This window comes from Candidatus Brevundimonas phytovorans (genome assembly GCA_029203145.1).
Classification (GTDB): Bacteria; Pseudomonadota; Alphaproteobacteria; order Caulobacterales; family Caulobacteraceae; genus Brevundimonas; species Brevundimonas phytovorans.
In genome coordinates, this window is sequence record CP119309.1 from 1,267,744 (window position 1) to 1,285,766 (window position 18,023).

15 protein-coding genes are annotated in these 18,023 nt (G+C 67.4%); 7 read left to right on the plus strand and 8 right to left on the minus strand.

Features of this window, described 5'->3' with window-relative positions:
- Nucleotides 1-45: 45 nt before the first annotated feature.
- The 4 genes from P0Y52_06045 (at nt 46) to P0Y52_06060 (ending at nt 5,855) form a co-directional block, all read left to right on the plus strand.
- Nucleotides 46-1,527, plus strand: a complete 1,482-nt coding sequence (locus P0Y52_06045; protein ID WEK59102.1) for a TolC family outer membrane protein — start codon at nt 46-48, stop codon at nt 1,525-1,527.
- Between the two features lie 171 nt (nt 1,528-1,698).
- Complete coding sequence (locus P0Y52_06050; GenBank protein ID WEK59103.1) at nt 1,699-2,262, plus strand: DUF2497 domain-containing protein; 564 nt, start codon at nt 1,699-1,701, stop codon at nt 2,260-2,262.
- Between the two features lie 129 nt (nt 2,263-2,391).
- Nucleotides 2,392-5,124, plus strand: a complete 2,733-nt coding sequence (locus P0Y52_06055) for a valine--tRNA ligase (GenBank protein WEK59104.1) — start codon at nt 2,392-2,394, stop codon at nt 5,122-5,124.
- Nucleotides 5,121-5,855 (plus strand): TlyA family RNA methyltransferase, encoded by a 735-nt coding sequence (locus P0Y52_06060; protein WEK59105.1) that lies wholly within the window; start codon nt 5,121-5,123, stop codon nt 5,853-5,855. The genes P0Y52_06055 and P0Y52_06060 overlap by 4 nt, the downstream gene beginning before the upstream one ends.
- Before the next feature lie 73 nt (nt 5,856-5,928).
- Here the strand turns inward: P0Y52_06060 and P0Y52_06065 are convergent, their stop codons facing one another.
- The gene (locus P0Y52_06065; GenBank protein WEK59106.1) at nt 5,929-6,567 is read right to left on the minus strand and encodes a glycine zipper 2TM domain-containing protein; all 639 of its coding nucleotides are present in this window, start codon (nt 6,565-6,567) and stop codon (nt 5,929-5,931) included.
- 156 nt (nt 6,568-6,723) lie between these two features.
- On the opposite strand from P0Y52_06065, the gene P0Y52_06070 reads away from it, so the two are divergent.
- Nucleotides 6,724-7,968, plus strand: a complete 1,245-nt coding sequence (locus P0Y52_06070) for a TRAM domain-containing protein (GenBank protein WEK59107.1) — start codon at nt 6,724-6,726, stop codon at nt 7,966-7,968.
- A gap of 3 nt (nt 7,969-7,971) precedes the next feature.
- Here P0Y52_06070 and P0Y52_06075 read toward each other — a convergent pair whose 3' ends face one another.
- The 4 genes from P0Y52_06075 to P0Y52_06090 form a co-directional block, all read right to left on the minus strand.
- The gene (locus tag P0Y52_06075; GenBank protein ID WEK59108.1) at nt 7,972-9,048 is read right to left on the minus strand and encodes a PA0069 family radical SAM protein; all 1,077 of its coding nucleotides are present in this window, start codon (nt 9,046-9,048) and stop codon (nt 7,972-7,974) included.
- Nucleotides 9,049-9,128: 80 nt separating this feature from the next.
- Nucleotides 9,129-9,905 carry a 1-acyl-sn-glycerol-3-phosphate acyltransferase gene (locus P0Y52_06080; GenBank protein ID WEK59109.1) on the minus strand — a complete coding sequence of 259 codons (777 nt, stop codon included), beginning with the start codon at nt 9,903-9,905 and terminating at the stop codon, nt 9,129-9,131.
- A 41-nt stretch (nt 9,906-9,946) separates the two neighbouring features.
- Nucleotides 9,947-11,005 carry a GGDEF domain-containing protein gene (locus P0Y52_06085; GenBank protein ID WEK59110.1) on the minus strand — a complete coding sequence of 353 codons (1,059 nt, stop codon included), beginning with the start codon at nt 11,003-11,005 and terminating at the stop codon, nt 9,947-9,949.
- 90 nt (nt 11,006-11,095) lie between these two features.
- Nucleotides 11,096-12,670 (minus strand): DEAD/DEAH box helicase, encoded by a 1,575-nt coding sequence (locus P0Y52_06090; protein WEK59111.1) that lies wholly within the window; start codon nt 12,668-12,670, stop codon nt 11,096-11,098.
- Nucleotides 12,671-12,955: 285 nt separating this feature from the next.
- Here P0Y52_06090 and P0Y52_06095 point away from each other — a divergent pair, with 285 nt between their 5' ends.
- Entirely contained in the window at nt 12,956-13,243 is a 288-nt protein-coding gene (locus P0Y52_06095) for a hypothetical protein (protein ID WEK59112.1), read from the plus strand.
- Between the two features lie 41 nt (nt 13,244-13,284).
- On the opposite strand, the gene topA is transcribed toward P0Y52_06095, so the two are convergent.
- Nucleotides 13,285-15,945, minus strand: a complete 2,661-nt coding sequence (gene topA, locus P0Y52_06100; protein WEK59113.1) for a type I DNA topoisomerase — start codon at nt 15,943-15,945, stop codon at nt 13,285-13,287.
- Nucleotides 15,946-16,098: 153 nt separating this feature from the next.
- On the opposite strand from topA, the gene P0Y52_06105 reads away from it, so the two are divergent.
- Nucleotides 16,099-16,302 carry a hypothetical protein gene (locus tag P0Y52_06105; GenBank protein WEK59114.1) on the plus strand — a complete coding sequence of 68 codons (204 nt, stop codon included), beginning with the start codon at nt 16,099-16,101 and terminating at the stop codon, nt 16,300-16,302.
- On the opposite strand, the gene dprA is transcribed toward P0Y52_06105, so the two are convergent.
- Nucleotides 16,299-17,384, minus strand: coding sequence for a DNA-processing protein DprA (dprA, locus tag P0Y52_06110; GenBank protein WEK59115.1), 1,086 nt, complete (start codon nt 17,382-17,384; stop codon nt 16,299-16,301). The two genes, P0Y52_06105 and dprA, sit on opposite strands and share 4 nt — an antisense overlap.
- On the minus strand, nt 17,381-18,016 hold the full coding sequence (plsY, locus tag P0Y52_06115; protein ID WEK59116.1) for a glycerol-3-phosphate 1-O-acyltransferase PlsY: 636 nt from the start codon (nt 18,014-18,016) through the stop codon (nt 17,381-17,383). The genes dprA and plsY overlap by 4 nt, the downstream gene beginning before the upstream one ends.
- Nucleotides 18,017-18,023: the final 7 nt, after the last annotated feature.

Consider the following 18,023-nt stretch of genomic DNA (forward strand, 5'->3'; position numbering starts at 1 on the left):
GGCACTTCAGGCGCGCCATCGGGGGCGTCAGGCAGGAACAGGTTCATGTTGAAACGCTCGCGCGCGCTCGCTTCGGTCGCTTTGGTCACTCTCGCGATGGGAGCCGGCGCGGCCCCCGCGTGGGCGGAAACCCTGCAGGAAGCGATCGGCCTGGCCTATCGCACCAATCCGACCCTGTTGGCCCAGCGCGCCAATCAGCGGGCTCTGGACGAAACCATTGTCCAGGCGCGCTCAGGCCTGCGCCCGACCATCAGCGCTTCCGGCGGCGTCGAATACAGCCGCGTGGACACCGACGGCCTGGGCGTGGTGGAAAGCGACGGCGCGACCGCCAGCGTCAGCCTGTCGCAAAACATCTGGACCGCTGGCCGCACCGCGCGCGGGATCGACGCGGCTGAAGCCAATGTCCGCGCCGGTCGCGAGAACCTGCGTGAAGTCGAGCAGCAGGTGATGACTTCGGTCATTCAGGCCTATGCCGACGTGGTGCGGGACATGGAGATCCTGCGCATCCGCCAGGAGAACATCACCGTCCTGCGTCGCCAGTTGGACGAATCCAACGCCCGCTTTGAAGTGGGCGAGATCACCCGTACCGACGTGGCCCAGTCCGAGGCGCGTCTGGCGCAGTCCGACGCCGATCTGGCCAACGCCCAGGCCCAGCTGTCGGTGTCGCGCGCCGCCTATGCCGCCGTGGTCGGCCAGGCGCCGGCCGATATGGAAGCTCTGCCGGTCCTGCCGGGACTGCCGACCGATTTCGACGGTGCGCTGGATGTGGCCCTGGTCGAGAACCCCCGCGTCCGCTCGGCGACCTATGCCCTGCAGGCCGCCGAGGCCAGCGTAGCGGCCGCCCGCTCCGAGTATCTGCCGTCAGCGCGCCTGACGGCCTCCTATGGCGGCACGGCCAGTGACCTTTCGGGCTTTGATCTGACGGACCGTACCGCCTTCAACGCCGGCGCCACCGTGTCGGTCCCGCTGTTCACCGGCGGTCTGACGCGCTCGCGGGTGGCCCAGTCGCTGGAACGCGCCAATGCGGCCCAGATCAGCGTCGAGGGCGAACGTCGCGGCGTGCTGCAGAGCGTCAGTTCAGCCTACGCCCAGACCGTCGCGGCCAAATCGACGCTGCAGGCCGGTCAGGAATCCGTTCGCGCCGCCTCGGTCGCCGCCGAGGGCGTGCGTCAGGAGGCTCAGGTCGGCCTGCGCACCACCCTGGACGTGCTGAACCAGGAACTGGAGCTGCGCTCGGCTCAGGTGACGCTGGCCAGCGCCCGTCGCAATCAGTACGTGGCCCAGGCTCAGCTTCTGGCCGCCATGGGCCGTCTGGGCGGACCGAACCTGGACCCCACGATCGACGCCTATGACGCCGAGGCCAACTATAATGCGGTCCGCAACCGCGGCGGACTGCCTTGGGATGGCGTGGTCGAGGCCCTGGATCGCGTCGCTTCGCCGGTCGTTACGCCCGCGACCGACGTCGAAGATGCGCCCATCGACGCCCAGTTGAAGGGCGAAATCGTCCGCACGGCGCCGCGCAACTAAGCCGGGATTAGCCTGACAGGCGAAAAACGTCCGTTGATTCCGACGGGCGATGGTGCGACGACAGGTTAGGGGGAGGGCGAGTCTGCTTGCTTGACCCCTGATCGTCGCGCGCCGTCCGGCGCCTGTCGGCGGTCCCTTTCAGGTTCAGCCCCGCTCGCCCAAGGTTCTGCCATGACCGACCAGACCGCCCAGGAACCGACGATGGAAGAAATTCTGGCGTCGATTCGCCGGATCATTTCTGAAGACGACGCGCCGGCCGAAACCGCTGCAGCCGCGCCCGAGCCGGTTGTGGAAGCCGCTCCGGAGCCTGAGCCCGTGGCCGTTGCCGTTCAACCGGCCCCGGTCGAAGACGAGGTTCTGGAACTGACCGAGCGCTATGAGGCGCCCGCCGCCGAGTCGATCGGTGATCTGGAAGTCGCTGACGTGGCCCCGTTCCCGGCGGCTGAACCGGCGGCCGAGCCGATCGCCGCGCCGGTCTATGATTCCCTGGTCGGTGAAAGCGCCGCCGCCAGCGCCGCCTCGGCCTTCGCCGGTCTGGCCGCCACCTTCCAGAAGCCGGAAGCGCCGGCGTCCGCCCCGCAGGACATGCCCTTCGTCAGCGGCAATACGGTCGAGGCCATGGTTCAGGCCATGCTGCGCCCGATGCTGAAGGACTGGCTGGACGCCAACCTGCCGGGCATCGTCGAGGCCCAGGTACGCAAGGAAGTAGAACGCATCGCCCGCAACGCCGGCTAGCCCTTCGCTTCACCAGACACTAAGTCATTGAGGGCGGCTCCGGCGGGGCCGCCCTTTCGCTTTTTCAGAAACCCACCCTCATGCAGCGACGCACCGCGTGCGGAGCGGTAGGGCGCTAAAGAGAATAAAATGCTCGAGAAGACCTTCGAACCCCAGGCCGCCGAACCGCGCCTCTATGCCCAGTGGGAAGAGAGCGGCCTGTTCAAGCCGCGCGACGCCAAGGCCACGGACGGCGCAGCCGACGCCTATTCGATCGTCATCCCGCCGCCGAACGTGACGGGCTCGCTGCACATCGGCCACGCGCTGAACAATACGCTGCAGGACATCCTGGCTCGCTATCACCGGATGAAGGGCAAGGCCGTGCTGTGGCTGCCCGGCACCGACCATGCGGGCATCGCCACCCAGATGGTGGTCGAGCGTCAACTGGCCGCCGCGGGCGCGCCGGGACGCCGCGACATGGGCCGCGACGCCTTTATCGAAAGGGTCTGGGAGTGGAAGGCGGAATCGGGCGGCACCATCGTGCGCCAGCTGCGCCGCCTGGGCGCCAGCTGCGACTGGTCGCGTGAGCGCTTCACCTTGGACGAGGGGCTGAACGCCGCCGTCCGCAAGGTCTTCGTCAAGCTGCATCAGGACGGTCTGATCTATCGCGACAAGCGTCTGGTGAACTGGGACCCGCATTTCCAGACGGCCATTTCCGACCTGGAAGTCGAACAGCGCGAGCAGGACGGCCACTACTGGCACTTCGCCTATCCGCTGGCCGACGGCGTCACCTATGAGCACCCGGTCGCCTTCGATGAGGACGGCAAGGCGACAGAGTTCGAGACGCGCGACTTCATCGTCGTGGCCACCACGCGCCCGGAAACCATGCTGGGCGACACCGGCGTTGCGGTTCACCCCGAGGATGAGCGCTACAAGGGTCTGGTCGGCAAGGCGGTGATCCTGCCGATCACCGGGCGTCGTATTCCCATCGTCGCCGACGACTACGCCGATCCGACCAAGGGCTCGGGCGCGGTGAAGATCACCCCGGCCCACGACTTCAACGACTTCGGCGTCGGCAAGCGCGCCGGTCTGGCCGCGCTGAACGTGATGGACGCCTTTGCGCGCATCACCAACGACGACGTGCCGGAAATCCCGGCTGAACTGGTCGGTCTGGACCGCTTCGCCGCGCGCAAGGCCATCGTCGCCCGCGCCGAGGAAGAGAACTGGCTGCGCGAGATCGAGAAGACCAAGCACGTCGTTCCGCACGGCGACCGTTCGGGCGTGGTCATCGAGCCGTGGCTGACGGATCAGTGGTACGTTGACGCCCACACGCTAGCTCAGCCGGCGCTGAAGGCGGTCGAGGACGGCGATACGGTCTTCGAGCCCAAGTCGTATGAGAAGATCTATTTCGAATGGCTGCGCAACATCGAGCCCTGGTGCATCTCGCGCCAGCTGTGGTGGGGGCACCGCATTCCGGCCTGGTACGACGCTGACGGCAAGATCTACGTCGCCGAAACCGAAGCAGAGGCGATCGCTCAGGCGGGCGGCAAGGCCCTGACGCAGGATGAGGACGTTCTGGACACCTGGTTCAGCTCGGCCCTGTGGCCTTTCTCGACCATGGGCTGGCCCGAGAAGACCGAGGATCTGGAGCGCTTCTATCCGACCAGCGACCTGGTGACGGCGGCGGACATCATCTTCTTCTGGGTCGCCCGGATGATGATGATGGGGCAGCACTTCATGGGCGAAGTCCCGTTCAAGCGCGTCATCATCAATGGTCTGGTCCGCGACGAGAAGGGCCAGAAGATGTCGAAGTCCAAGGGCAACGTCATCGACCCGCTGGGCATCATCGACGAGCTGGGCGCCGACCCGCTGCGCTTCACCATGGCCATCCTGTCGGGCACGCGCGACATCAAACTGTCGAAGCAGCGCATTGAAGGCTATCGCAATTTCGGCACCAAGCTGTGGAACGCCGCGCGCTTCAGCCAGATGAACGAGGCCAAGCGCGTCGAGGGCTTTGATCCCGCGACGGTCCAGCAGACCATCAACCGCTGGATCCGCGGCGAGCTGACCAAGGCCGAGCGCGCCGTGTCGGACGCCATCGAAGGCGGCCGTTTCGACGACGCCGCCAGCGGCCTGTACCGCTTCGTCTGGAACGTCTTCTGCGACTGGTATCTGGAACTGGCCAAGCCGGTGTTCAACGGCGCGGATGAGGCCGCCAAGGCCGAGACGCGCGCCATGACGGCCTGGACCCTCGACCAGACGCTGAAGCTGCTGCACCCGGTCATGCCCTTCATCACCGAAGAGCTGTGGGCCGAACTGGGCAAGGAAGGGCCGGCCCGCGACGGCCTGCTGATCGGCGCCGAATGGCCGGTCCTGCCCGACGCCTTCATCGACGCCTCGGCCGAGGCCGAGATCGGCTGGCTGGTCGATCTGGTCGGTGAAATCCGCGCCCTGCGGGCCGAGATGAACGTGCCGCCGTCGGCCAAGCCTCCGCTGGCCTTCATCGCGCCGGACGCCGTGACCGCCGAGCGCATCGCGCGCCACCGCGACCTGATCCTGACCCTGGGCCGCGTGTCCGAGGTCAACTCGGCCGAGGCCGCGCCCGCCGGGGCCGTGACCTTTGTCTCGGGCGGAACCACGGCGGCGCTGTCGCTGGCCGGGATCATCGACCTGACCGCCGAACGCGCGCGTCTGGAGAAGGAGATCGCGGTCTTCGAGAGCGACATCGGCCACGTGAACAAGAAGCTGGGCAACCCCAACTTCGTGTCGCGCGCGGCGCCGGAAGTCGTCGATGAACAGCGCGCCAAGCTGGCCGAGGCCGAAGAGGGCAAGGTCAAGCTGCAGGCCGCGCTGGCGCGTCTGGATGCGATGGCCGGGGCGTGAGGAAGGTCCGTCTGGATCAGCTTCTGGTCACGCGGGGCCTGGCTGAGAGCCGGGCCAAGGCCAAGGCGGCCATCGAGGCGGGCGGCGTCACGGTGGAAGGTGCGCCCGCCAAGGCGGCCTCACAGTCGGTCAGTGAAGACGCCGAGATCGGCTATGCCGCCGCCCACCGGTGGGTGGGGCGCGGCGCCTTGAAGCTGGAACGGGCGCTGGACCTGTGGCCGGTCGCCGTCGAGGGGCGGACGGTTCTGGATGTCGGCGCCTCGACCGGCGGCTTTACCGAGGTCTGTCTGGATCGCGGCGCGGCTCAGGTCTTTGCGGTGGATGTCGGCTTTGGCCAGATGCACCCGAAGGTCGCCGCCGATCCGCGCGTGGTCAATCTGGAGCGGACGGACGCGCGCGATCTGTCGTCCGAGAACATTACCGAGGCGCCGGCGCTGATCGTCTGCGACGTCAGCTTCATCGGCCTGGCGAAAGTGCTGTCGGCGGCCTTGGCATTGGCCACGCCGGACGCGGACCTGATCACCCTGGTCAAACCGCAGTTCGAAGGGGCAGGGCCTCAGGATGCGGGCAAGAAGGGCGTGGTCAAGGATCCCGAGGTCCATGCGGCGGCGGTCGAGGGCGTGCGGGCCTGGCTGGAAACCGTCGGCTGGACGGTGCGGGAAACGGCGGAAAGCCCGATCACCGGCGGCGACGGCAACATCGAGTTCCTGATGTGGGCCAAACGAACCTGAGCCCCACAGAATAGAGGGCCGCCGGATAACCGGCGGCCCTCTTCACGTCGTCGATCGACAGGGGGGCTGAAACTTAATCGACGACGCGATAGCGGCCGTTCTGGTCGGGGCAGGTGCGCACGTAGCGCGTCTCGTTGCGACCGTCGGGCAGACGAATGACGCTCTCGGCGAGGCGGCATTGGTCGTTGTTGTTCTGATAGCGATAGTCCGGGGCCGGCTGGCTATAGCCCTGGTCGTAGTCCCGGTAGTCGCGGTCATAACGGTCGTCATAGCGACGGTCATAGCCGGAGTTGTCGTAGCCATAAGCCGGCGGAACATAGGTTCCGCCATAGGGCTGGCTGTAGCCGTAGCCGGTATTGGAACGATAACGGCTGTCGCAGTTGGCGGAGCTGTTGCCGACGCCAGCGCCGATGGCGGCCCCCAGCACGCCGCCCAGAACGCTGCCTTCCGTACGGCGACCGCGCGCCGCCAGCTGTGAGCCGGCCACGGCGCCGATGGTGGCGCCGAGCACGCCGCCGGTCGTCGTGCGGTTGCGCTGATCGCCGACGCAGGGATCGTTGTAGCGGCCCTGCGAGCCATAGCTGTTGTAGGCGGGGGGATAGCCGTAGCCATAGGTCTGGGCGCTGACGACGCCGGGAACCATGAGCGAGCCAGCCACGGCGAGGGCGGCGACAGCGGCGGCGGATGCCTTCCTGGGCAGATGAGCGATCATCGTTCGTGTTCCTGTGACAAGTCCCGAAGCGAAACGGCTGCGGTGCGCTGTCTGTTGCATCATCAGATAGGCGGTCGAAGCTGAACGGCTTTTGATCGTGTCGTTCATCTTCGTTCAGGTTTCAGATTCGACGCGGGAAAGGGTAGAAGCCGCGCCATGACGCAAACGCTGACCATCGCCCGCATGGGCCACCAGGGCGACGGGATCGCCGAAACGCCCAACGGCCTCGTCTTTGTGCCAGGCGCATTGCCGGGCGAAGTGATCTCCGCCGAGGTGAAGGACGGACGGGCCGAGCAGTTCGACCTGATCGCCGCCAGCCCCGATCGCCGCCCCATTCATTCCGAGACCTATGCCGAGTGCGGCGTGGCGCCGATGCAGCATTGGGCGGATGAACCCTATCTGGCGTGGAAGCGCGACGTGGTGATCCAGACCCTGGCGCGTGAAGGCATCGAGACGGAGGTCGAGGCGACCGTCGCCGTGCCTCAGGCCAGCCGCCGTCGCCTGGCGTTGCACGCCCGCAGCGGACCGGGCGGGCGCGTCCTGCTGGGCTTCAAGGCGCGGCGGTCGTGGCGGCTGGTCGAACTGACCGATTGTCCGGTGTCGGATCCGGCGTTGGTCGCCGCCCTGCCGGGGCTGGCCAAGGTGGCGGCGCCCTTCCTGGGGCACCCGAAGTCCGCGCCGACGCTGCACGTCACCCTGACCGACACCGGGCTGGATGTGGACGTCACCGGGGTCGAGAAGAAGTCGGGCGGCCTGACGGCGGACGTGACGGCGCGGGCCATAGCGGCGGCGGCCGAGGGCGGTCTGGCGCGGCTGAGTCTGGACGGAGACACCCTGGTGATGGCGCGCCAGCCGCGTATTACCTTCGGCCGGGCGACCGTGCCCCTGCCGCCCGCAGCCTTTCTACAGGCGGCGCCGGCGGCTGAGGCGGCCATGGTCAGCCGTGCGGTGGAAGCGGTGAGGGGGGCCAAGAAGGTCGCCGATCTGTTCTGCGGCGCCGGCACCTTCACCTTCCCCCTGGCCGAGGTGGCCAGCGTCATCGCGGCGGATTCGTCGGCGGCGTCGATTGCGGCGCTGAAGGCGGGCATCTCCACGGCCCAGGGTCTGAAGACCATCGAGGCCCAGGCGCGCGACCTGTTCCGCCGCCCGCTGTCGCCCTATGACCTGAAAGGCTGCGAGGCCGTGGTCATCGATCCGCCGCGGGCCGGGGCCTTGGAACAGACCCAGCAGTTGCCGGGAACCAAGGCGTCCGTGGTCGTCGGCGTGTCGTGCAACCCGCAGACCTTCGCCCGCGACGCGCGCATCCTGATCGACGGCGGCTTCCGACTGGAGAAGGTCACGCCTATTGACCAGTTCCTGTGGTCGACCCACGTCGAACTGGTAGGCGTTTTCCGCCGCTAGGGTTCAGGACGCGAGGTCGAACAGGTCCATCTGGGGCCTCATGTCGGGCGGGACACGGAACTGTGTCACGTCCAGCGGCGTGCGGGGCGTGTCCAGGTCGTAGCGTTTGATCGCCGCCTTGAACCGGGTGGCGATCAGCTCGGCCACGGGGCCGGTTCCCTTCATGCGCTGGGACCAGTCGGGGTCGTAGTCCTTGCCGCCGCGCGTCTGGCGAATCAGGGACATGACGCGGGCTGCGCGCTCGGGCCGGGCGTCGGCCAGCCACTCGCGGAACAGGTCCTTGATCTCCAGCGGCAGGCGCAGGGTCACGTACATGGCCGAGGTTGCGCCGGCCTTTTGCGCCGCCTCGAGGATGGCCTCCATCTCGTGGTCGTTCAGACCCGGGATGACGGGGGCGAAGCCGACGCCGACAGGACAGCCCGCGTCGGCCAGGCGGCTGATGGCCTCCAGCCGCTTGGCGGGGGTCGAGGCGCGCGGCTCCATCGCACGGGCCAGACCGCGATCCAGGGTGGTGATGGAGATCATGGCCGAGGCCAGGCCCTCGCGTCCCATCGAGCCGAGGATGTCGGCGTCGCGGGCGATCAGCACCGACTTGGTGATGATGCTGAACGGCTGTCTGAACCGCTGCATGACCTGCAGGATCGAGCGCGTGGAAAGGGTCTCGCGTTCGACCGGCTGATAGGGGTCGGTGTTGCCGCCTATGTGGATCCGCTTGCAGACGTATCGGGGCCTGGCGAGCTCCTGTTCCAGCAGACTCGCCGCGTGGGGCTTGAAGAAGATCCGGCTCTCGAAATCCAGACCCGGGGATAGGCCCATCCAGGCATGGGACGGACGGGCGTAGCAGTAGATGCAGCCATGTTCGCAACCTTTGTACGGGTTGATGGAGCGATCGAAGCCGACGTCGGGACTGGTGTTTTTGGCGATGATGGTGCGGGCGTGTTCCGGCGAAAGGGTGGTCCGCAGCGGCGCGGCCGCTTCGTCTCCATCCGTCCAGCCGTCGTCGAATTCCTCGCGCCGGTCGGCTTCATACCGGCCCGAGTCGTTGGAGCGTGCGCCGCGTCCTTTCATCGCCGTCTTCATGCAGGGAGGATGGCACAGGACCGGAACAAATCAAGAACAAAATGAACCAGGGCTATCGTCGTCCGAAACGGCGAGTGTTTTCAGGCTGCTGCGGCCGCGAGCGCGACTTCGTGTGGCGTGGGAACTTGGACGGCGGGAGCGACCGGACGGCCGGTGGCCTCGGCGATCAACTCGGCGGTCTTGCCTTCGATGGCGGCTTCGAGACGGGCCAGGAACTCGTCCTTGGGCAGGCCGGTCGGGATGGGTTCGAGGAACTCCAGCGTGGCGGTCCCCGGCGTCTTGCGTGAGGCTTCCTGAGGCCAGAACAGGCCGAGATTGGTGGCCAAGGGCACGACCGGCATGTCGAAGTCGCGATACATGTGCCAGACGCCCGAGCGGTAGCGGAACTTCTCACCGACCTTGGCCAGATGGCCTTCGGGGTAGATCAGGATCTTGCGGCCTTCCCTGTGGGCGTCGGCGGCGCGTTCCTTGAGCGCGGCGCGCGCGGTGTGGCCGCCGCAGCTGTTGACGACGATGGCGCCAAGTTTCCTCAGGACCGTGCCAAGCAGGGGGAATTTCTCGAGGTGGTCGCCGGTGACGAAGGCCAGGTCGTCGAACTGGTCATAGGTGGCGAAGCCGTCGCCCCAGCTCTGATGCTTCGAGGCGACGATGAAACCGCCCTGCGGCAGTCGTTCCTTGCCGCGAACCTGTATTTTGATGCCGGCCAACAGGCGCATGGACTGAACCATCCGGCGCACATAGCGGCGAATGACCCAGGTGGTCGCGCGACGGCCAGGCACGAGGGCGGCGAAGGCCGCGACCAGGCAATAGGCGATCGACAGGATCCAGTAGGCGATATTGAAGGTGAAGCTTCTCATCCCGTCGTTATGACACGGTGAGGGGGCGGTTCGGCAACCGCTTAGGCGGCGGCCTGTTCCTTGAGATCGGCGTTGGTGACGCAGTTGCGGCCGCCGCGCTTGGATGCGTAGAGGGCCTCGTCGGCGCGCTCCAGCACGCCCAGAGCGGTTTCGCCCGGGCGGCGTTCGGCGAAGCCAACCGAAATGGTCACGGCGCCCAGATCGTCATTGGTGGAGCGGCGACGCAGCGAGCGCGAACCGATCTCTTCGCGGATGGCGTTCAGAGCCGCCTCGACGGCGCCGGGGGTCTCGCCCGGGAAGATGACCGCGAACTCCTCGCCGCCATAGCGGGCGGCGACGCGCGGATTGCGGGCGATGCGGCCCAGGACGCTGGCGACGTAGCGCAGCACCTGGTCCCCGGTCTGATGGCCCCAAGTGTCATTGAAGCGCTTGAAATGGTCGATGTCGACGATGGCCAGGGTCAGGCCCTTGCCTTCGGCCTCAGCCTCGTCGCAGAGGCGCGCGAGTTGTTCGTCGAAGGTCTTGCGGTTGGCCAGGTTGGTCAGGGCGTCGGTCATGGCTTCACGCCGGACCTGTTCCAGGTGCTCGCGCAGGCGGACGACTTCGCGGTTCGAGGATTCCAGCCTCTTTTCCAGAGCCGAGGTATGGCGCTGGACCTTGCGGGTGGCGGTGGACAGGGTGCTGACGATGGCCGTCAAATCGGTCGGGCCCTCGGCATCCTGCATCCGGGCGGAGGCGGTGCTGAGGGTCTCGCCATAGGCGGTCTGAGTCTTGCGGGCGTTGTCGATGGCCTCGGCCACGGCGGCGAGTTCGCGGTTCAGAACGGCGCCGACGTCGCGAATTTCCTCCGACAGGCGGCCGCGGGGCAGGAACTCGGCCGCCAGCATTTCAGCGGTGGCGTCCGTGAAGGGGCCGTCGCTGGCCAGCAGCCGTTGAAGCTCGCGGCCCAGGGCCCCGTCGGGGTCGCTGAGATAGTGCAGCCAGAGTTCAAAATTCAGCGGGGTCGGCCAGACGGAGGCCTCCTGCATGGCGTCCACGATGCGGTGCGCCAGGCCATAAGCTTCCGGGCCCCGAAGGGCTGTTTCGACCTGCGCCGTCATTCTGATTCTCGCGCCCCAAGTATTGTTACGTAGATCCTAGAGTGAGGAACCGTAATGACCGGTTAAGCCGACCATGGGGGCGGTTGCTGATTAGTCGGAAAAAACGACCGGGCGACGCAGGAAGGCGGGGATATCGTCGCCGAAGCCGCCGGGCGCGGCCTGAAGACGCGGCTCCTTCTGCGCTTCGGGCTTCTTGCCGTCGCGCGGGGCGCGGTCGCGGGTGCGTTCGCGGCGCTGAGGTTCGACCTTGGCGGGCGCGGCTTCGGGTTCCGGCGACGTGTCCGAGGCGGCGGCCATGACAGCGTCCACAGTCTCGACGGCGGTTTCCGTCTTGGTCGAGCGCCGGCTGCGCGAACGGCGCGGGGCCTCCTCGCGGGCTTCCTCCACCTTCTCGGTGCGGGGCAGGGGCGTGGTGATCGGCTCCATCGAGGCGACGTTGTCGCTCTTGGGGATGGGGCGGGGGCGGTCGCTGCGGCTACGGCTGCGGCCCTTGGCGTCGTCCGTGCGCGGGCGATCCTTGATGGAGGCGAAGTCGATGCCTTCCAGGGTCAGTTCCTGCGGGTCCATCTTGATCAGCTTCAGCACCTTATCCAGCGACTTGTCGTCGGACGGGGTGACGATCATGAAGGCCTGACCCAGCTTGCCGGCGCGGCCGGTGCGGCCGATGCGGTGCACATAGTCGTCGGCGTGGTGCGAGACGTCGTAGTTGAAGACGTGGCTGACGTCCGGGATGTCCAGGCCGCGCGCGGCGACGTCCGAGGCCACCAGGATCTTGAGTTCGCCCGAGCGGAAGTCGGCGAGCGTCTTCATCCGCAGCGACTGATCCAGGTCGCCGTGGATCGGCGCGGCGTCGAAGCCGTGGGTCTTCAGCGACTTGGCGACGATATCGACTTCCGACTTGCGGTTGCAGAAGACGATGCCGTTCTTCACGTCCTCGCGGCCGACCAGGGCGCGCAGCGCGGTGCGCTTGGCCTTGGGGTCCGAGGTCGGGATGCGGACGATATACTGGGTGATGGTGTCGGCGGTCATGGCCGGACGCGAGGCCTCGATCCGGGTGGGATCCTTGAGGAACTGCGTCGTCAGGCGCGTGATCTCGGGCGGCATCGTAGCCGAGAAGAACAGGGTCTGGCGGCGCGGCGGCGTCAGCTTGAAGATGCGCTCGATGTCGGGGATGAAGCCCATGTCCAGCATACGGTCGGCTTCGTCGATGACCATCATTTCGACGCCGGTCAGCAGGATCTTGCCGCGTTCGAACAGGTCCAGCAGACGGCCCGGCGTGGCGATCAGGACGTCGACGCCCTTGTTGAGCAGGGCCACCTGGTCGCCCATGGACACGCCGCCGATCAGCAGGGCCCAGCTCAGCTTGGTGCCCTTGGCGTATTTGGCGAAGTTCTCGGCGACCTGATCGGCCAGTTCGCGGGTCGGGGCCAGGACCAGGGCGCGCGGCATGCGAGCCCGAGCGCGGCCCGAGCCGAGGCGGTCGATCATGGGCAGGGTGAAGGCGGCGGTCTTGCCAGTGCCGGTCTGGGCGATGCCCAGGACGTCGCGGCCGGCCAGGGCCACCGGGATGGCGGCGGCCTGAATGGGGGTAGCTTCGGTGTAGCCCGTATCGGCGACCGCTTGGAGGGTCGTGGCCGAGAGGCCCAGCTTGGTGAATTCTGTCATGTAACCTTGAGGACGGAGGAAACGTCGTAACGTCTTCAGCTTACGGAACCGCCCCTTGTGGGCGAGTGGGCGGCGCGCATCGCCAGTCCTATCCCGAGCCTGCGGCGGTATATGGAAACCCCTACGCCTCAGTCAAGTATTTCCGTTCGGGAACCAGGTGGTTGGCAAGGCCTTACAGGTCTGTAAAGTCGCCTTGGGGTAGGGAAGGGTTGTCGTATGCGGTTGAAAACGCTTGCGTTCGCCTTGGCTGTTTGCTGCGCGACGGCGCTGCCGGCCCAAGCGGAGATGGAATCGGCTTTCGGAAACACGATCGTCTCCCACTATCCCGACGGGGCCTGGGTCAAACACTGGTTCGATCGGGACGGGAGCTATCGCGCGGCCTTCTCGGATGGGCGCCGATTGACGGCGCGTTGGGCCATTGAGGGCGAGCGCGTCTGTCTGAACGGGATCCGGCCGAGGATGCTGCTGTCGCGATTCTGCACCACCCTGGTTGAGGCCTCGGTGGGCCAGACCTGGCCCGGGCGTGATCCGCTAGGGCGTCGAGTGCGCAACGAACTGGTGGCCGGGCGCTAGGCCTCCCGATCCGCGGGGCGGACCGGGAGGGCTTTAGCGATCTACTCGGCGTCAGCCGCCTTCTTGGGCGCGGCCTTCTTGGCGGCAGGCTTCTTGGCCGCCGGCTTTTTCGCCGCAGCCGGCTTCTTCTCCGCAGCAGTCTTGGCCGGAGCCTTCTTCGCTGCGGGTTTCTTGGCGGCAGTCGCCTTCTTCTTCGGCGCCGCGCCGGCCTTGGCGGCCAGCAGGGGCAGGGCGGCTTCCAGCGTCAGGTCTTCCGGCGCCATGCCCTTCGGCAGGGTGGCGTTGACCTTGCCCCACTTGACGTAGGGGCCGAAGCGACCGGCCATGACCTGAACGGGAGCCTCGTCGTCCGGGTGAGCGCCCAGTTCCTTCAGCGGAGCCGTCGCCGAGCCGCGACCGGGGCGACCGGCGCGCTTTTCAGCCAGCAGGGCGACGGCGCGGTTGATGCCGACCTCGAACACCTCGTCGATGTCCGAGACGTTGGCGTAGGTGCCGGCGTGCAGGACGAACGGGCCGTAACGACCCAGACCCGCCGTGATCATCTTGCCGTCCTCGGGGTGAGGGCCGACTTCGCGCGGCAGGGCCAGCAGGCGCAGGGCCTGTTCCAGCGTCAGGGAGGCAGGGCTCCAGCCCTTGGGCAGGGACGAGCGCTTGGGCTTTTCCTCGCCGGGGGGCGTGGTTTCGACATAGGGGCCGAAACGACCGATCTTGAGCTGCACCGGCTGGCCGGTGGCCGGATCGACGCCCAGTTCGCGGTCGCCGCCGTCTGCACCGCCCTCGGCGCCGTCAGGCGAGGCCACGGGGCGGGTGTATTTGCAGTCGGGATAGCGTGAGCAGCCGATGAAGGCGCCGAAGCGGCTGGTCTTCAGGCTGAGCTGGCCCTGATGGCACAGCGGGCATTCCCGCGGGTCCGAACCGTCGCCCTTGTCCGGGAAGATGTGGGCGCCGAGGGCGTCGTTCAGGTGATCCAGGATCGCCGTGGTGCGCAGCTCGCCGGCGGCTTGCGTGGCGGCGTGGAAGTCGGTCCAGAAGCTGCGCAGCAGCGCCTTCCAGTCCAGTTCGCCGGCCGACACCTCGTCCAGCTGGCTCTCCAGCGCGGCGGTGAAGTCGTATTCGACCCAGCGCGTGAAGAACTGCTCCAGGAAGGCCGTGACCAGCCGTCCCTTGTCCTCGGGATAGAAGCGGTTCTTGTCCATGCGGACATATTCGCGATCCCGCAGGGTCGTCAGGATCGAGGCGTAGGTCGAGGGACGACCAATGCCCAGCTCTTCCAGCTTCTTGACCAGGGTGGCTTCCGAGAAGCGCGGCGGCGGCTCGGTGAAGTGCTGGTCGGTGCGGATGGCCTCGACCTTGGCCTTGGCGCCTTCCTTCAGCGCGGGCAGGCGACCGCCTTCGTCCTCTTCGTCGTCAGCGCCCTTCTGCTTCTCATCGCGGCCTTCTTCATAGGCGGCGATGAAGCCGTCGAAGGCGACGACCTGACCTGTGGCGCGCAGGCCGGTCAGGCCGTCGGGCGTCTCGATCTCGACCGTGGTGCGGTCCAGGCGGGCGCTCTCCATCTGCGAGGCGACCATGCGCTTCCAGATCAACTCGTAGAGGCGCTGCAGGTCGCCTTCGAGGCGCAGAGATTCCGGGTGGCGCGCGATGTTGGTCGGGCGGATGGCTTCGTGCGCTTCCTGAGCGTTCTTGGCCTTGGTCTTGTAGTAGCGCGGTTCGGCCGGGACATAGGCGGGGCCGAAGCGGTCGGCGATGACCTCGCGCGCCTGGGCGATGCCCTCGGGGCTGACGAACAGGCCGTCGGTCCGCATATAGGTGATCAGGCCGCCGGTGTCGTCGACGCCCTCATACAGCTTCTGCGCCGCCTGCATGGTGCGCTGGGCCGTGAAGCCCAGCTTGCGCGAGGCTTCCTGTTGCAGGGTCGAGGTGGTGAAGGGCGGGGCGGGCGAGCGCTTGGCGGGCTTCTTCTCGACCGACTTGATGGTGAAGTCGCCGGCCTGGATGGCGTCGCGGGCGGCGAAGGCCATCTCCTCGGTCGGGATGTCCAGGCGCTGGATGCGCTTGCCGGCGTGCTTGACCAGACGGGTGGTGAAGGGCGGGCTGTCGGCGACCAGATCGGCTTCGACCGACCAGTATTCCTGAGCCTTGAACTTCTCGATCTCCATCTCGCGATCGACGACGATGCGCAGGGCGACCGACTGCACCCGACCCGCCGAGCGGGCGCCGGGCAGCTTGCGCCACAGGACGGGCGACAGGTTGAAGCCCACCAGATAGTCCAGCGCGCGGCGGGCCAGATAGGCCTCGACCAGTTCCATATCCAGCTGACGCGGATTGGCCATGGCCTCCAGAACGGCGGACTTGGTGATGGCGTTGAAGGTGACGCGCTGGACTTCGGTGTCCTTCAGCGCCTTCTTCTTGTTCAGGACTTCCAGAACGTGCCAGCTGATCGCCTCGCCCTCACGGTCGGGGTCGGTGGCGAGAATAACGCGGTCGGCGCGCTTGGCCGCCTCCGCAATCTCGGACAGGCGCTTGGACGCCTTGGCGTCGACCTCCCAAACCATGGCGAAATCGTCGTCGGGCAGGACGGAACCGTCCTTGGACGGCAGGTCGCGGATATGGCCGTAGGAAGCCAGCACCTCGTAGCCGGAGCCCAGGTATTTATTGATGGTCTTGGCCTTGGCGGGGCTCTCGACGATGACGAGATTCATGGCGCTCTGTTCGGGAAATCGGGGCGCGAACGTGGTTGGCGTCGGAGGGGAAGTCAATCGCGACGTTTGCATGCGCGCCTTTAGCGTGTTTACGACCTTGCGATGCTACTATGGGTTGTGTCTAACTGAGGCGGTCAACTGGAGGGTTTGAGCGTGCCGCAAGCAGCAGGACCGCAGACGCCGGAACGCGACGGGCGGACGCCGCCCGATCTCGCGGACTATCCGGTTCGGGAATACGTCGCCGGGATGGCCGCAGAGCTGGCGGGGATGGCGCGATGGGACGGCGATGAGGCTCTGGCGGCGGTGCTGGAAGGCGCCGCCCAAATGGCTCGACAGGCCGCGCCGACCTCGCGCTAGGTTGAGACGAGCCCGCCGGGCAAGAGGCTGGCGCGACCCGCGAGGTTGAGCTCCAGCAAGGCCGCCGCCACGACGCCGACTGGCAGGTCGAGCGCTCGCGCCAGTTCATCGCGCGGCGTCGGCACAGGCGACAGCAGGGCGGCGACCTGTTCGATCAGGGCCTCGTCGAGGTCCTCGGGCACGCCGTCGAAGGGCGAGGCGCCGGGGGGCTCGCGCAGGGTCCGAAGGGTAGAGAAGGCGCGCTCGACGTCCTCCAGCCCCTCGCAGAGGATGGCGCCCTGGCGCAGCAGTTCGTTGGGGCCCTTGGAGCGTGGGTCCAGCGGCGATCCAGGAACCGCGAAGACGTCGCGGCCCTGTTCATTGGCCAGGCGGGCGGTGATCAGGGAGCCGGAGCGAATCTCGGCCTCGACGACGATCACGCCGCGCGACAGACCGGAGATGATGCGGTTGCGGCGAGGGAAGTCGCGGGCCTGGGCGCGGGCGCCGACCGGGCTTTCCGAGACAATGCAGCCCTGCTCGACGATCTGGCGATAGAGGTCGGCGTTCTCGGACGGATAGATGTCGTCCACGCCGCCGCCGAGCACCGCGACCGTGCCGGTCGGCAAGGCGCCCAGGTGCGCCGCCGCGTCGATGCCGCGCGCCAAACCCGAGACGACGACATGGCCGGCCTCGCCCAGTTGTTGCGAGAGGCCACGCGCGATGCGCTGACCGCCCGCCGAGGCGATGCGGGCGCCGACGACGCCGATGCAGGGGCGCGACAGCAGGGTGATGTCGCCGCGGGTCCACAGCAGGGGCGGAGGCGGATCGACCGCCGCCAGCAGGTCGGGATAGTCGGCGTCGCCCAGCAGGATCAGTCGCGCGCCGACACGCTCGCCCGTCGCCAGCTCAGTCTCGACCCGTTCGACAGCGGGCAAAGCGTAGCCGTCGCGCCCGCTGCGTCGCACCAGATCAGGCAGGGCCTCAACCGCACGGACGGCGGACCCGAAGCGTTGCAGCAGTTGGGAAAAGGCCACGGGACCGACGCGGTCGGTGCGGGCCAGCCGAAGCCGGGCGAAGCGCTCGGCGTCGGACAGCGCGGTCAAGCCTTCTTGGCCCCGATCTTGGGCTCGGCGCCTTTCAGCAGCCGGGCGATGTTCTCATGGTGGCGGATATAGATCAGCACAGCTGTGAAGATCGCCAGGATCAGGATGGGCGCGGGGGCCGGAAGGTTCAGCATCGACAGGGGCAGAAGCGCGTAGAAGGGCGTGGCCGCCGCCGCGACCAGGGCCGCCAGCGAGGAATAGCGCAGCGCGAAAGCCACGATCAGCCAGGTCGCCGCCGCCATCAAGCCCAGAGGCCAGCAGGCGGCCAGGATCAGGCCGAAGAAGGTCGCGACCCCCTTTCCGCCCTTGAAGCCCAGCCAGACGGGGAACAGATGCCCCATGAAGGCCGCGCCGCCGGCGATGGCGCCCGCGACTTCTCCAAACAGATAGCGCGCGATCAGCAGGGCGACCGCGCCCTTGCCAGCGTCGAGGATCAGGGTGGCTATGGCCAGGTCCTTGCGGCCCGTGCGCAGGACATTGGTCGCGCCGATATTGCCCGAGCCGATATTGCGCACGTCCCCGGCGCCCGCAGCGCGGGTCAGGATGACCCCGAACGGAATTGAACCGAGCAGGTATCCGCCAATCGCGACAAGCCCGAGCGTGAGAAGCGCCGGTGCGGCCAGATCCTGCAAGTGATTC